Genomic DNA, 13,869 nt, shown 5'->3' with positions numbered 1-13,869 from the left:
GAGATCGCTCCGATGTCGTGTCAGAAACTTGCATAGACATACCCACTCCACGGCGAACATCCACTGGCGTTACATGCCCTGACCCGCATGCTGATCTGGCCTATGACCTCGCCGGTATCCTCGATAAAAATCGACGAAGGTGTCGCACCCGCGTCCTGATAATCGGTTCCGATGCCTGGAATGTTCCGTTCGATCTGATAGTTCGTGGTGGTGGCAACCGCGTTCCAATGAATCTCGTACTGACGTTTGTAGCCCGGCCCTGTCCGCCCACCGGATACGCCCGATGGCGTGGTCGGAGGTAGCGCCACGGTGACGACGGCTTGACCGCTCCACGGGCCACATCCCCCTGCATTGCATGCCTGCACCGCGTAGTAATACGTGCCGTTTTGCTTTCCGCCGAGACTCCACGCGCCGCCTGCCGTATTGCCAATCAAGGCCCAGCCTGCGCCATTGACGTTCTCGAAGACGTTGTACGACGTGGCGCTCGCTACGCCACTCCAACTGATCGTGTAGGCACCATTGATACTGGTGCCACCCCCCGCTATTCCCGGTGCAGCGGTGGGTGGCAAGGTGATGCCCACCGCATTGCTCAGCCGATAGCCGCTGCAGCCGCTGTTGTTGCAGGCCTGCACCTGGTACTGGTACGTGCCGCTGGCGGGCGTGCCGAACGTCGCACTGGTGGACGCACCGTCATATACCGTGGTCCAGGTGCCACCGTTGACCTGCTGGATGACTACGTAACGCGTGGCCGTCGCACTCGCCGCCCAGCTCAAGCTCACCGGCCCGGCGACCGGGGCCGAGGCGCTGGCACTGCCCGGCACCGGCGGTGGCAAGAGCACGCTGACGTTCCAGGTTGGACCGAACGGTGCGCAGCCACCTGAGGCGCAGGCTTGCACCTGATAGCCGTACGTCCCTGTGGCTCGACCGCTGGCCGACCAACTCGTCGCCGTCGAGGCAGAGACCGTCGTCCACGCACCACCGTTGAAGCTTTCCCGCAGCGTGTAGGACGTCGCCCCGGCGATCGGCTGCCAGCTCATCGCGATGCTGCCATTCGTGCTGCTGCCCGCACCGCTCAGTGAGACATACGGTCCGGCCACCAGCGGGGTGAAGCCAAAACTCTGGAACCAGGCGATCCCCTCCTGCACTGGCTCGAATTGCACGCGTCGGCCGTTGCCCAGCAGCAGCGCGGACGGCATCGCGATGGTCACCGCCGCGTGCTGGCCCGGGGCGATTTCCGGGATCCCTTGGCGAGTGACGTCGCCCTGCACGACGTTGCCCGCCGCATCGATGAGATGGTTGCCCAGGTTCACCGGATGCGGCCCACCCGAGGCCAGCGTCACCGTGCCGTTATTAGCGATGTCGACCGTGGTCAGCACGCTCTGCCCGTCGGTCGACAGCGATGGCGCGGCGGTGATCGTCAGCGTCACGTTGACCTGCTCGCGCGTCAAACCGGTAACGTTGTTGCAGAGGTTGCCGGTGCCGGCCGTGGGACATGCCGAGTACGGACCGGCGTCCACGGTCGTGTTGTTCGGCCAGTCCTGGAACCAGCCCACGCCGGCCTGGAGCAAGCTGAAGCGGATGCGTTTGCCGCTGCCCAGCACCGCGGGCGCGGCGACGTGCATCGTAAGCGTGCCATGGCCGCCGACCGGGATATCTGTAAGCAGGTTCACTCCTGCTTCCGGTTGGGTCGCGGCGCCCGCGCTGTCCAGCAGGTGATAGCCCATCTGCACCGGGAATTGGCTGTTGGCCGTGAGCGGCCGCGTGCCGTTATTGACGATGTCCAATGTGACGTCGATGGTCGTCCCATCCACCGAGAGGCGCGGCACGCCCACGATCGCCAGCGCCGTCCTTACCTGCGCGGGCTTCAGGATATCGATGTTCTCGGTCGCCTTGGCGACCAGCTTCTTGCCGAGGTAAACGTACTCGCTACCCAGCCGCGTGGCCGGGTCCAGCTCCCACATCAGCTGGCCGGCGCTGTTGTACGCGTAATAGGTCGTCCCCGCCGGAGTGACCTTCTTCACCCGGCGACCGGCTGCGTCGTAGGTGTACGCACCCTTGCCTGGGATCGCGGTCAGCCGGTTGGCCTCGTCGAAGGTGAGCGCCTGCCCGTCCTTGCTGGCCGTGTTGCCGCGGGCATCGTAGACGAAGGCATGCACCGCGGTGGCCCCGTTGGTGATCGAGGTAAGCCGGTTGCTGCCATCGTAGGCGTAGGTGTTCGTACCGCTGCCGTTGCTCAGGCTGCGGAGGTTGTTCAAGGTGTCGTAGGTGTAGCTCTCCGTACCCCACAGATTGCTCGCCGTGGCCGAGAGCAGACGGTTCAGGCCGTCGTAGCCCATCACCTTGGTGCGCTGCCCGTTGGTCTGATCGAGGATCTGGCTGACGTTGCCGTTGGCGTCGTAGGCGAAGTCTTCGCTGACGCTGAGCGTGGCGCCCTGCCCGTAGGTGAAATTACTGAGCAGGTTGCGCGCGTTCTTCTGCGCCAGATAGCTACGCCCATTACCCAAGCTGTATGAGCGCACGTCGCCGTCGGCGAAGTAGGCGATGCCATTGGCGTAACCGCCCACCGTCGTCGGCCGGCCCAGGGCATCGGGGGTGTAGGCCACCACCTCGCCGTCCGGATACAACACGGTACTCAGCGCACCGGCGGGGTCGTAGCCGTAACCCAAGGACCAGTTCCAGCCATCCACCGCCAGCACCTCGGCGGTGAGCAGGCCAAGCTTGTTGCGGCCGAAGGTCCAGCCCACTGTGCCCGAGGTGGCCGTGGCCGGGTTGCCCAGGGCATCGTAGGTGAAGGTGCTCGGCGCGGTACCGCTGGGATAGACCACCGAGGTGACCCGGTTCATCGCGTCGTAGGCGCGCACCGTCCGGGCCGCCTCGGCAACCTGGTCCTGGCCGCAGCCGGCGCCGTTGAACGACGCACCGGACGCACTCCAGGCCAGGTTGTCGGCGCCGTCATAGGCCATGATCTCGCTGCCGGATTCCGGCTCCCACGTGCGGCACAGGCGATGCTCGCTGTCGTAGGTCATCGTCTTGGTGACCGATTGGCCCGCTCCACCCTGGGTGATCGACAGCGGGTTGCCATAGACGTCGCGGGCGATAGTCTGCAGCACATTCTCCGGCGCCTGCACCTTGATCACGGCATCATAGGAAGGCTGGTCGAAGACCTGGTACCACGTGGTGGTGACGTTGCCCTTCGGGTCGGTCACGCGCTTGGCAGCGCCGGACAGGTACTGCGTCGTGGTGGTCAGGTTGCCCAGCTCGGAACTCTGCGTGGCACTCGTGGGCCGGCCCAGGGCGTCGTAGCCGGTCGCTACACCAGCGACGATGTTGGGCAGGTCCACCGCGCCGTCGACCGGGTAGGACGCGAACACCTTGCGGCCCTTCCAGTCGTAATCGGTGCGCGAGGACACGTAGAAGGCTTGGTCGCTGGCCCTCGCCGTGCCGGACATCACCGGACGCAGCATCGCGTCGAAGTCGGTGCGCTGGAACCGGTCGCCCTGGTAGACGATTCGCACCCAGTGGTTGCCGTTGACCCCGCGCGCGGGGCCAACGTAGCTGTACTGGAAGGTCTTCGGCGCCCAAGCCACCGCGTCGCCGGCCGGGTAATCGATCCGGGCGAGGCGGCCGATCGCGTCGTAGCCGTACGCGGTCGTCGCCCCGGCTTGGTTGGTGATCGCCGCGATCTGCCCGAAGTCGTCCACGCTGAGCGTTTGCGAGGTGTTATCCGGATAACCGATCGCCTGCGGAATACCGCGTTTGTAGTTGCCCAGTGTGGTCGTCTTGCCGTTGCCGTCGATGAAACTGGCCAACTGGCCCTGCGCGTTGAAGGTATAGCCCATCACCTTGCGGCCGAAGCGATAGCGCTCGGACAACGTCAGGCTGGCGGAGTCGTAGACGTTGCGACTGACCTCCTCACCCGCCTGGTTGTCAGCCGTGTAGTTGTAGGTTCTCAGCGGTAGGCCGAGCACCCAATGCGCGGTGTCATTCAAGAGATCCGTTCGTTCGTCTACGAGCACCTGCCCCGGTACATCGTTCGAACGCCGGGTACGAATCGCTTGAGCGAAAACGTCGAATTCCGTCACCTCCGACGTGAAGGTATTTCCATCCTGCACGCGCACGTGCTTGCGCGCCGGCATCCAACGTTCCGTTTGATCGGTATTGACGCGCTTCTGCAGTTCCTCGCCGACAAACGGAGGAAACGGCCCCTGTGTCGGCTCGGCATATTCGTCCCATTCCGTAAGAACGGACGCGCTCCCCGCCGCACCCGCGTATAGCGTCGTGCTGAGCAACCGGCTTTCTGTCTTGTCAGCGCGATTGCTGAATACCGAACGCGTCGTGTTTCCGTCAGGCGCTATCGTGTCGGTCCACACGGTGGACTGGCAACCCGATGAACAGTCCTGCTCCCAACTTTCGTTGCTCGGGGAGAGCTGGAAATCCCACCGTCTGGCAGGCATGCCGGCGCCCGTAAATGTCTTGGAGACGATCGAAGTGACGTACCAAGCGTTGGGCATCAATGCAGAGCCGCTGTCGGGATCGCCGACCATGCCTCCAAAGCAATTCTTGGTGACGTACGAGCGACCGCGGCGCGTGGGCTTAACCACGAACGTACCCGTCAAACCCGAAGGATGGATGATCGTCCCCGTAAACTCCTGCACGTTCGTCGGCGGACTCAGCACACTGCATGAGCTTGAATTGCTGTTGACGAAATTGGGGCCGGAGTGCGCCGAGATCGCCGCCATATTGAATTGCCATGACGAACCATCCGGCTGAGTAATCGACGTAAGGGTCGGGATACCGAAATCGCCGATCGCATAGTTATATGTCCAGGTTCGTGGACTGGCCGATCCGGCTTGTACAGTGATCGTATGCACACGTCGCGTATTAGCGTCGTACGCCAGGTTCACTTTTCTTCCGTCACTCGCGTCGATCGATATCAGTTTTCCGGCGTCGTAACTGTAGTTGACCCAGTTACCGAAGCGATCGGTCACGCGAGTCACCAGCATCGAGGCTTCCTGCCTGTAGAGGTCATCCTGTTCTGCGACAGCCATGGGGCTGAACACGGCATCGGAATCCGACGCGCGAAGCGACGTACTGAAGGTATCGATGGGGCGTGACAAGATGGATGCCCATCGCGTCGCCAGGTAATCGAAGCGGTACTGCGTGCCATCCGGGGATACCACGAGGAAGGCCTCGCGGGTGCTGTCGTTCACGGCCTGGGCAAGGCAGCCGACCTGCCAGTTCTGCTTGGTAATCGCCGGAAACACGCTACTGCCGACTTGCGGGGTCACCGTGTAATAGCTGCTGCGCGCCAATAGATCCTGGGAACCGGCTCCGGGAACAATCAACTGATAGCCATGCCACCAGTCTTGAGGCTGCCATGAGTGACGGTACGAATCGCCAGGCACTCCATTGACGCCGGGAGGGGGTCCGAAGTGCGTGCAGATCTGCTTCGGATATTGCCCGAGCACCATCCATCCCTGCACATTCTGCTGGGTCGCGGCGATGGTGGTGATGCGCGGCACCTCCATGTCCCAGTCGCCGAATGCATTGTCCTTGAGGCGCTCAAGATCACCGAAGCTTTCGATCTGGAACGTACGGTTGATCTGGATCGAAGGGCCCGTACCGCTAAGCGAGATATCGGTACTGGAGAAACTCAGGCGGCCGTCGTACAAACTGACGTTTTCCCCGAACGGAGTTTCGCCCAGGGGCTGAATATCCTCGTTGACCCGAATCAGCTTCCGGTATTCCTCTTCGGGCGTGGTGTTGCTCGCCTGCGCTGATGCACCAGCCGCATATACGGCCGCAACAAGTGCAAGCCACCTCGACCAGCAGGCCATCGACTTCGACATGTTCCATTTTCCCCAGCGCGCGCAGACGAAGACGCTGGCCAGTCAATGACCAACGCAACGACAGGACTCAGAAAGCAAAGTCGGAAAACCCGGCGATGAGCCGTCCCGACCCACACATCGAATTCGTCAGATCGGTGAGCTACCCGCTTCCGAGTGGAACTGGGTATCGAGCAACGAGGACATGAAAAGGCGCCATCCGGCGCGGCGAGACGCTGTCGAACATTCCGTTTCCCCTGAGACATCGACCCCCGGGTCGATGGGCTCGGAAACGCTACGCAAGGTCTTGCGTTTCCGTCAATAGGAAATTACGAACAGCGGCCTCGCCGACGATCACGTCCGGACCGGCGCAGGTCGGAACGACAGGGGGTCATGACGGCGACCTGAGGACAGCACCGGACACACGGTCACGATGTTCCAGATCCTTCGCCGTGAAGTCGTCGACGAGACCCGCCTCGCGAAAAATCTGCCTGACGGCATCGCCCTGATTCCAACCGTGTTCGACCAGCAACGCGCCACCGGGCTTCAAGTGTGCGCTCGCCCCTGCGGCGATGCGACGGATGTCGTCCAGACCGTCGGCACCGGAAGCCAATGCCGAGGCGGGTTCGAAACGCAGGTCGCCTTCCCCTAGATGCCGGTCGGCCGCTTCGATATACGGAGGGTTGCTGACGATGAGGTCGAAGCGACGGTCGCTCAGCGGAGAAAACCAGTCGCCTTGTGCAAATTCGACGCGTTCAAGCCCGAGTCGCTGCGCGTTGCGTCGGGCCACGTCAAGTGCGGCGACGCTGGCGTCTACAGCGACAACGGTGGCATCCGGCCGTTCCTTGGCGATAGCCAACGCGATGGCGCCACTGCCCGTGCCGAGATCGACGACGCTTCCGCGTGCGGGTAGGCGATCGAGCGCCAGTTCCACCAGCAACTCGGTCTCGGGACGCGGGATCAGCGTCGCCGGGGTGACTTCAAGCGTGAGCGACCAGAAGTCGCGGGTACCTGTGATATAGGCGATGGGTTCACCGGCAGCACGTCGCCTCACCAGGGCATCGAAACGCTGCACGCTCTCAGCAGTTGGGACGTCGTCCGCATGGGCAAAGAACCACGCGCGACTCACCCCCAGCGCGTGCGCCAGCAGCAACTCGGCTTCGAGTCGGTCGCCTAGCTTTTCGACGGCCTGGCGCAAGATCGTGCGGATATCGGTCATGCCGCCATTCTAGCGATCTGTCCGCCTACAATGCCGCCATGCGCCTGCTTCCCCTGCTCTTCGCGGCTCTGCTTCTTGGCGGGTGCCACGCCACATTCTTCGGCGCCGTCAACGCACGGCAACCGTCTGCGGCCGTGACGGCGCATCGCGACATCGTGTTCGACCAAGAGCACGGACTGGCTTTGGACGTCTATAGCCCGGCCGACGCATCGCACGCACCGGTCGTCGTCTACTTCTACGGCGGCAGCTGGATGACCGGCAAACGCCAATGGTTCCGCTGGATGGGAGAAGCCTTGGCTGCCCAAGGCGTCGTCGCCGTCATCACCGACGTTCGTCCCTGGCCAAAGGCACGCATGGACGGCTTTCTCGGCGATGGCGCACGGGCTGTGCGTTGGGCACGCGATCACGCCAGCGCATTCGGCGGCGATCCCGCGCACCTCTTCGTGATGGGACATTCGTCCGGCGGGCAGATTGCGGCCATGCTTGCGACCGACAAGCAGTGGTTGGCCTCGGTAGGCATGAAGCCACGCGATCTCGCCGGCCTGATCGGCGTCGCAGGCACATACGATTTCATTCCGTTCGACGAGCCGGAGTTCTATGACATCTTCGGCCATACCCCGGCCGAACAGGCTGCGTCGCAACCGATCAACTTCGTGGATGGCGACGAGCCGCCCGCCCTGCTGCTTCAAGGCGAGAACGATACGATCGTCTCGCCCGCGGAAGCAGTGTCCTTCGAGGGAAGGTATCGCTCACAAGGCGAGCCGGCGACGTTGAAGCTCTATCCCCACGTAGGCCACGAAACGTTGCTTCTTGCGTTCGGGCCGCTGAAATCCAAGGCATCCGTCCTGGTCGACACGATGGACTTCATCCATCGCTACGCAAAAACGTCTCCCAGGTGATGCTATCGATGCGCGCGGATACTTATCGATCCGCGCGCACCTCGATCAACGCACGTTTCACGCCACGATCGACACATGCACCGATCGGTCCTCCATCAGCTTCATTCGCTGCAGCAGGCCTTCGTAGAAGGCTGCGTGGAAGTCAAAGCCGTGTGCCTTGTTGAAATCGCGGATGCTCTCGATTTCCGCTCGCAGGTTGAATGGCGTATCGAAATTTTCCTGGTACCACGCGGACGGCATACACAACGCGAGGGCGTGGGCGTCGTCGGGATCGATTTCGCCGCGAGACATAAGGTCGTCGACGTACTCGGATACTTGTCTCGCAGTAACGTTCGAAAAGTCGATGCGATCAATCTGAGGCCTTTCCAAGGAGCCGATCTGCGTCACGGGCTCCTGTGACGTGGCCCGGCTGTGTACCGATGGAGATAGTCGCTGAAGCAGCGAGCTTGTGATCTGCATATATGTCCCTCCGAATGGAGCGCAGACAAAAGCAAAATCGCGAGGTGTTGATAACCCCTCCAGCACCACACGAGCGCTCCGCCTTCCAGCATTACCGAACACCCTTACGTCGAAGCGTGGGTACGGTTGATCTCACTGATTCTTGAGCACAGTACTTATGCAGTGTTGAGACGTAGCCGCTGGCTGAATCGTAATCAACACCCGATGCTGCCCAACGGTCATTTCGACCAAGGGAGGGACACATGAAATTATTCTTGACGGCCGCGGCAACATTGGCTTGCTCACTGATGGGTAGTGACTGCCTGGCAAACAACCTTTCGAGTGTGCAGGTTGTAGCCGTCGAATCGCCAAATGGGGGAAGAGAGTATCTGTCGCCATGGTCTTCATCGACAGCGCGTGATCACGGCGGCGGATGGATCAAGGTCACCGTTGAAGAAATCGGATACGGGAACAACCAACGGGCCACGCTTCTAGGTTATTCACTGCGGGAAACGGACACCCAACGGCTTTGCAACGTGGGCGGTTACGCAGGCCTGTGCCGGCGAGGAGGGTCGATCTTCGGATACCGGCGGACTTGGGAGGTTCGCGGTCTGGACGGCGGCAACTTCGAATACATGGTGATCCCGAACGGCATCGGTCCCACGCGACGAGTCCACCTCACGATTCGCTGATCCTCGCTTTCAACAAGAAAGCCGGGCGATCGCTCGTCCGGCCTTTTCGTTTTCTACATGACGAGTTTCATCTGTCAATGCACGGCACCGAGTGAGCGTTACGCCCTCGTGATATGCGGAACACCTCTTACATCTAGATGCGGGCAAGGTTTACCTCACGCATGCTCAAGCAAAGCACCGACGCAAGCGTTGAGAGCCTACCGCTGGTTGGCTTCCCGCCCACCCCTGATGATTCGCGCCGGGCATCTCGACCCATGGAGAAACACATGAAATCGTTCTTGATCGCAGCGGCCGCGTTGACTTGCTCGATGGCGGGCAGCGACTGCCTGGCAGGCAATCTTCGGGCCATGTCGGTCGTCGAAGTCAGGTCGGCACAGGGCCCTGTTGAAGCTATCGGCCGGGATCCTCGATCGACGAGGCACGACCACGGCGGCGGCTGGATCATCGTCACCACCGATGAGTTCTTTGCCTTGGACCATCGGCGGGCCACGCTCAATGGTCTCCCGATGGAGGAGATGCGTGCGGCACCGCTTTGCGGCACGGAGCGAGAAGTCTGGGAGTGCCCCGCCGGAGCAAGGCCCATTGGGCATCGGAGAGTCTGGTGGATTCAAGGCGTGGAAGGTGGCACCTTTGAATACAGCGCGAGGCAACCCGGCCTTCGGCTCAACGCAGTGACACGCCTCACCATTCGATAACCAAAGCATTCAGCGCGAAGGCCGGACGATCGCTCGTTCGGCCTTCTGCTTTTTCTGCACGTCCATCCGAGACGGGCGCATCGTTAAACGCACCCGCGCGCTAACGCGCCTTCATGGCATCGCGCCCTTCTGCGTTGCCGCCTCGTGCGCTGTCGAGTATCTCGGGATAGGGATAGTTGAGGCCCAGCAACTGGCGCAGGTCGGCGCTGGCCTGCCTGACGAACTCCGCTGGCAGAGCCGCGGGCATGTTCTCCATCGGCTTGACGAACTTCGGGAGGTACTGGGTGATGATCGCCGATCGATCCACGCTGCTGCGATTGGGCATGGCGCAGTGCCATACCGCCCCGAAGAACACGATCGTATCGCCGGGCTCGCCGAGCATGCGTTCGCAGCGATCGAAGAAGCGATCGCTCTCGTCCGGATAGCGCAGCTCGCGCTGGCTCCCAGGTACATATGCTGTGGCACCGGTTTCCTCGGTGAAGGGATCGAGCATGATCGTCGCCTGGGCATTCAACGGAAAGCTCGAATTGATCCGCGCGGGGTGCGTCGACGGCGAATGGAAATCCCAATAGGGATAATCGATATGCGGCTCCTGGCCCGGTCCGCCGGGAAGGATGCGGTTGGCGGCGATGGAACCCATGATGAACTCGCTTCCGATGAAGGCGCGCATCACCGTCATGAGCACCGGATGCGCGGCCATCCGCGAGAAGATGTCACCCTTGGCGAGCAGGTTCCACACGCGGCGTTGCAGGGCGATCCGGCCGCTGCGCTCGGCGTCACCCTGGAAATGGGTGACCTTGCCGCCTGCTGCGTCTTCGTCGGATTCGCGCATGACGATCTGGCGCGCCTCGGCGATTTCTCCCGGCGTGAACAGGCCCCGCAGTGTCACCGCGCCGACGCCGTCGAGGAGTTCGCGCACGATGGCGTCGGTGTCCAGGTTGTCCGGGGTGTAGACGGGAATGGCGACCGTGTGCGGACGCTCGAACGGTACAGCCTGGGTGCGCGTGTTCATGCGGAACTCCTGCCGGGGGGCGGCGCAAAGAGAAGCGACGGTGCTTGCACGACCACGCTAGGCCGATTTGCAAGCGCTTGCAAACTGCGCCGCAACATACGTAGAGTCGGCTCACCCCACGCAGAGCCGTCCTGATGAAGCAGCTACGCATCGGCCTTATCGGCGCCGGTTATATGGGCAAGGCGCATACGATCGCGTACCAGAGCGTGGGAGCGATCTTCGAAACGGCCTATCGGCCCGTGTGCGAGATGATCGCGACCTCGCACCACGACGGTGCCGCCGACGTCGCGAGGCGCTGGGGATGGGCGCGTTCGACAGGGGACTGGCGCGAACTGGTCGATGACCCCGGGGTCGACCTCGTAGTCATCGCATCGCCTCCCCGCACGCATCTGCCCATGGTGATGGCGTGCGTCGGTGCGCGGAAACCGATCTTTTGCGAGAAACCCCTTGGAACGAGCGTCGCCGAATCGCTCGCCATGACCGAAGCAGTGGAGCAGGCCCGCGTACCCAACATGGTCGGGTTCAACTACATACGCACGCCTGCCAGTCAGCTTGCCCGCCAGATCGTGGCTTCGGGAGAGATCGGCGAGGTGATACAGGTGACCGCGGAGCACGTCGAGGACTATCTCCACGATCCCGCCCTTCCCTCGTCATGGCGCACTCGTGTTGCGACCGGTACCGAAGCGGGCGCCCTGGGCGACGTCGCCAGCCACATCATCAACGCGTGTCTGCGACTGGTAGGACCGATCGAGAGCCTGGTGGCAGACACGACGATCGTGCAGACGCATCGCGACGGGCCGCATGGCCCGGAGGCCGTCGAGAACGACGATCAGGGCCAGATGCTGCTGCGCTTCGCCAACGGAGCCACCGGCAGCATCAGTTTCAGTCGCATGGCCGCGGGCCGGAAGATGGGCTACACCTACCGCATCACGGGCACGCGCGGGGCGATCTTCTTCGACCAGGAAGACCAGAACGCCCTGTGGCTTTACGACGCTTCCCGCGAACCGGCGAGGCGAGGCTTCCAGAAACTGCTGATGGGCCCCGCGCATCCGGATTACCTTGCCTTCAACCAGGGTGTCGGGCACGGCACCGGTTACAACGAACAGATCGCGATCGAGGCACGCGATTTCCTGCATGCGGTGACGACGGGCGAAGCGGTCTGGCCGACCTTCCGCGACGGGTACGAGGTGGACAAGGTGATCGCCGCCGCGCTGGTGTCGAACCAGGACAGGTGCTGGGTAACGGTGTAACGCTCACCTCTTAGCGAAGGCTGTCGCGCACAACGAGCTCGCAGGGAAAGAGCCTGCTACGCGGTATGGCCGCGGGATCGTTCATCCACACGACGATGCGCTCGATGGCATAGAGAACCATGTCCCGTATCGGCTGACGCATCGTCGTCAGCGAATAGGACGACCATGACGCGAGCGGCATGTCGTCGAAACCGACGATGCTCACCGCCCCGGGCACCGCCACGTCCCGCTCTCGACACGCGTCCATGGCACCGAGCGCCAGCACGTCGTCGCCACAGAACACACCGTCGATCGTGTCGTCCCGGTCGAGCAACGTGTGCATGGCGAGCCGGCCGTGCTCATGCGTGTAGTTGCCGGCATGCAGGGTCTCGCGGAGCAACCTGCCGGCCGTCTCCGCAAAGCCCCTGCCGCGATCGATGGTGGCAGCGTCGTGTGCCGAGCCTCCGAGAAAGGCCAGCCTGCGCAGTCCGCGGCGGCGCATGGCCTCCGCTACCCGTTGTCCCGCGGCAACGTTGTCGACCGTTGCCACGGGCAACGGCGAGGCACGCCCTGCCCGACCGAACACGTGCATCGCTGGCAGGCCCGCCGCACGGCACGACGCGCCGAATCCGGCCGGCGGTGCCGAGGTGGCGATCAGTACGGCATCGACGTTGTACTGGCGCAGCATGTCCAGAGCCGCGCTGCCGTTCTCGTCCTCACCGAGGTTTGCGAGCAGCGGACGCAAGCCGCGAGCCTGCAACTCGCGCGTAAAGAGGTCGAAGACCTCCATGAAGGCGGGGTTGGCGAAGTGATTGGAGACCAGCCCCACGAGCTGCGTGCGTCCGGTCATGAGGCTGCGGGCCAACTGGTTCGGGCGATAGCCCAGAGCGTTCGCGGCAAGCAGGACACGATCGCGGGTTCGCGCGGAAACGCTCGCACCCTCGGTAAAGGTGCGCGATACCGCCGAAATCGATACGCCGGCCGCCTCGGCGACCTCGCGTGCGGTGACGCGCGGGACGGTACTTGGCGATGTGGACCGCGAGCTCATGCCGATTAGGTTAGCGCAGCGCGATCCTCCCGTATCGAAAGCCCGGCTGCCAAGCGGCGGAAAGCGCGTGGGCGTCGGCGTTAGATCCTCCGGCGCGGCGCGAGCGCTCCGCCTTCCTGCAGTGCAGAACGCCCCTTACGTCAGTTCGCGGGCACGGTTTACCTCACCTACATCCGAGCAGAGCACCGACACAAATGGTGAGAACCTACCGCTGGCTGGTTTGCCGGCCCCTCCTGATGATTTGCGTCGGTCATTTCGACCCATGGAGGAACACATGAAATCGTTTTTGATCGCAGCAGCTGCATTGACTTGCTCGCTGGCGGGCAGTGAGAGCCTGGCAGGCGGCCTTCGCACCATGTCGATCGTCGAAGTCAGGTCGGCCACGGGCCCTATTGAAGCCATTGGGCGGGACGCTCGATCGACGAGGCATGACCACGGCGGCGGTTGGATCCAAGTCACAACCGACGAATTCACTGCCTTGGACAATCGGCGGGCCACGCTCAATGGCGTCCCGATGCGGGAAGTGCGCACTGATCCGCTTTGCGGGCCGCCTCGCGAAGCTCGGCCATGCCCCCAAGGTGCATCGCGCACTGGGAATCGACGGGTCTGGCAGATTCAAGACGTCGAAGGCGGAAACTTCGAATACAGCGCGAGGATGCCCGGCCTTGGCTGGAACGTGGCGGCACGCCTCACGATCCGCTGATCAGGGCATTGAACAAGAAGGCCGGACGATCGCTCGCCCGGCCTTCTGCTTTTTTCCTGAGTTGCCGACGGGACATCGGCGCGTGAAGCGATCGCTCCCACCAGGCGAT

At 62.9% G+C, this 13,869-nt stretch carries 10 protein-coding genes; 5 read left to right on the top strand and 5 right to left on the bottom strand.

The genetic code is table 11. The annotated features are described in order from the left end of the window. Positions 1-20 precede the first annotated feature (20 nt). Both BT115_RS11085 and prmC read right to left on the bottom strand, forming a co-directional pair. Complete coding sequence (locus BT115_RS11085; RefSeq protein ID WP_072322671.1) at positions 21-5,849, bottom strand: chitinase N-terminal domain-containing protein; 5,829 nt, start codon at positions 5,847-5,849, stop codon at positions 21-23. Positions 5,850-6,216: 367 nt separating this feature from the next. Then, positions 6,217-7,044 (bottom strand): peptide chain release factor N(5)-glutamine methyltransferase, encoded by an 828-nt coding sequence (gene prmC, locus BT115_RS11080; protein WP_072322670.1) that lies wholly within the window; start codon positions 7,042-7,044, stop codon positions 6,217-6,219. Between the two features lie 38 nt (positions 7,045-7,082). Here prmC and BT115_RS11075 point away from each other — a divergent pair, with 38 nt between their 5' ends. Beyond that, entirely contained in the window at positions 7,083-7,943 is an 861-nt protein-coding gene (locus BT115_RS11075) for an alpha/beta hydrolase (RefSeq protein WP_072322669.1), read from the top strand. A 57-nt stretch (positions 7,944-8,000) separates the two neighbouring features. On the opposite strand, the gene BT115_RS11070 is transcribed toward BT115_RS11075, so the two are convergent. Further along, a complete protein-coding gene (locus tag BT115_RS11070; protein ID WP_072322668.1) occupies positions 8,001-8,330 on the bottom strand; it encodes a hypothetical protein in 330 nt (109 codons plus the stop codon). Positions 8,331-8,644: 314 nt separating this feature from the next. Between BT115_RS11070 and BT115_RS11065 the strand changes: the two genes are divergently transcribed. Together BT115_RS11065 and BT115_RS11060 are read left to right on the top strand one after the other, a co-directional pair. Continuing rightward, complete coding sequence (locus tag BT115_RS11065) at positions 8,645-9,073, top strand: DUF4879 domain-containing protein (RefSeq protein WP_072322667.1); 429 nt, start codon at positions 8,645-8,647, stop codon at positions 9,071-9,073. A 266-nt stretch (positions 9,074-9,339) separates the two neighbouring features. After that, complete coding sequence (locus BT115_RS11060) at positions 9,340-9,768, top strand: DUF4879 domain-containing protein (RefSeq protein ID WP_072322666.1); 429 nt, start codon at positions 9,340-9,342, stop codon at positions 9,766-9,768. Positions 9,769-9,868: 100 nt separating this feature from the next. Here BT115_RS11060 and BT115_RS11055 read toward each other — a convergent pair whose 3' ends face one another. Beyond that, on the bottom strand, positions 9,869-10,780 hold the full coding sequence (locus tag BT115_RS11055) for a phytanoyl-CoA dioxygenase family protein (RefSeq protein WP_083527419.1): 912 nt from the start codon (positions 10,778-10,780) through the stop codon (positions 9,869-9,871). A 134-nt stretch (positions 10,781-10,914) separates the two neighbouring features. Here BT115_RS11055 and BT115_RS11050 point away from each other — a divergent pair, with 134 nt between their 5' ends. Beyond that, positions 10,915-12,030: a Gfo/Idh/MocA family protein gene (locus BT115_RS11050; RefSeq protein WP_072322665.1), complete on the top strand. Its 1,116-nt coding sequence runs from the start codon at positions 10,915-10,917 to the stop codon at positions 12,028-12,030. A gap of 10 nt (positions 12,031-12,040) precedes the next feature. On the opposite strand, the gene BT115_RS11045 is transcribed toward BT115_RS11050, so the two are convergent. Then, positions 12,041-13,057: a LacI family DNA-binding transcriptional regulator gene (locus BT115_RS11045; RefSeq protein WP_072322664.1), complete on the bottom strand. Its 1,017-nt coding sequence runs from the start codon at positions 13,055-13,057 to the stop codon at positions 12,041-12,043. A gap of 274 nt (positions 13,058-13,331) precedes the next feature. Here BT115_RS11045 and BT115_RS18660 point away from each other — a divergent pair, with 274 nt between their 5' ends. Continuing rightward, positions 13,332-13,760 (top strand): DUF4879 domain-containing protein, encoded by a 429-nt coding sequence (locus BT115_RS18660; protein ID WP_072322663.1) that lies wholly within the window; start codon positions 13,332-13,334, stop codon positions 13,758-13,760. The last annotated feature ends 109 nt before the right edge of the window (positions 13,761-13,869 follow it).

Source organism: Luteibacter sp. UNCMF366Tsu5.1 (genome assembly GCF_900119235.1).
Lineage (GTDB): Bacteria > Pseudomonadota > Gammaproteobacteria > Xanthomonadales > Rhodanobacteraceae > Luteibacter > Luteibacter flocculans.
The sequence above is the reverse complement of the archived record's forward strand: the minus strand, read 5'-3'. Positions and strand labels throughout refer to the sequence as shown.

What these genes read in the sequence shown, in the direction of transcription:
- BT115_RS11085 (WP_072322671.1), bottom strand. Translation starts at nt 5,849, where the DNA reads ATGTCGAAGTCGATGGCCTGCTGGTCGAGGTGGCTTGCACTTGTTGCG.
- prmC (WP_072322670.1), bottom strand. Translation starts at nt 7,044, where the DNA reads ATGACCGATATCCGCACGATCTTGCGCCAGGCCGTCGAAAAGCTAGGC.
- BT115_RS11075 (WP_072322669.1), top strand. Translation starts at nt 7,083, where the DNA reads ATGCGCCTGCTTCCCCTGCTCTTCGCGGCTCTGCTTCTTGGCGGGTGC.
- BT115_RS11065 (WP_072322667.1), top strand. Translation starts at nt 8,645, where the DNA reads ATGAAATTATTCTTGACGGCCGCGGCAACATTGGCTTGCTCACTGATG.
- BT115_RS11060 (WP_072322666.1), top strand. Translation starts at nt 9,340, where the DNA reads ATGAAATCGTTCTTGATCGCAGCGGCCGCGTTGACTTGCTCGATGGCG.
- BT115_RS11055 (WP_083527419.1), bottom strand. Translation starts at nt 10,780, where the DNA reads ATGAACACGCGCACCCAGGCTGTACCGTTCGAGCGTCCGCACACGGTC.
- BT115_RS11050 (WP_072322665.1), top strand. Translation starts at nt 10,915, where the DNA reads ATGAAGCAGCTACGCATCGGCCTTATCGGCGCCGGTTATATGGGCAAG.
- BT115_RS11045 (WP_072322664.1), bottom strand. Translation starts at nt 13,057, where the DNA reads ATGAGCTCGCGGTCCACATCGCCAAGTACCGTCCCGCGCGTCACCGCA.
- BT115_RS18660 (WP_072322663.1), top strand. Translation starts at nt 13,332, where the DNA reads ATGAAATCGTTTTTGATCGCAGCAGCTGCATTGACTTGCTCGCTGGCG.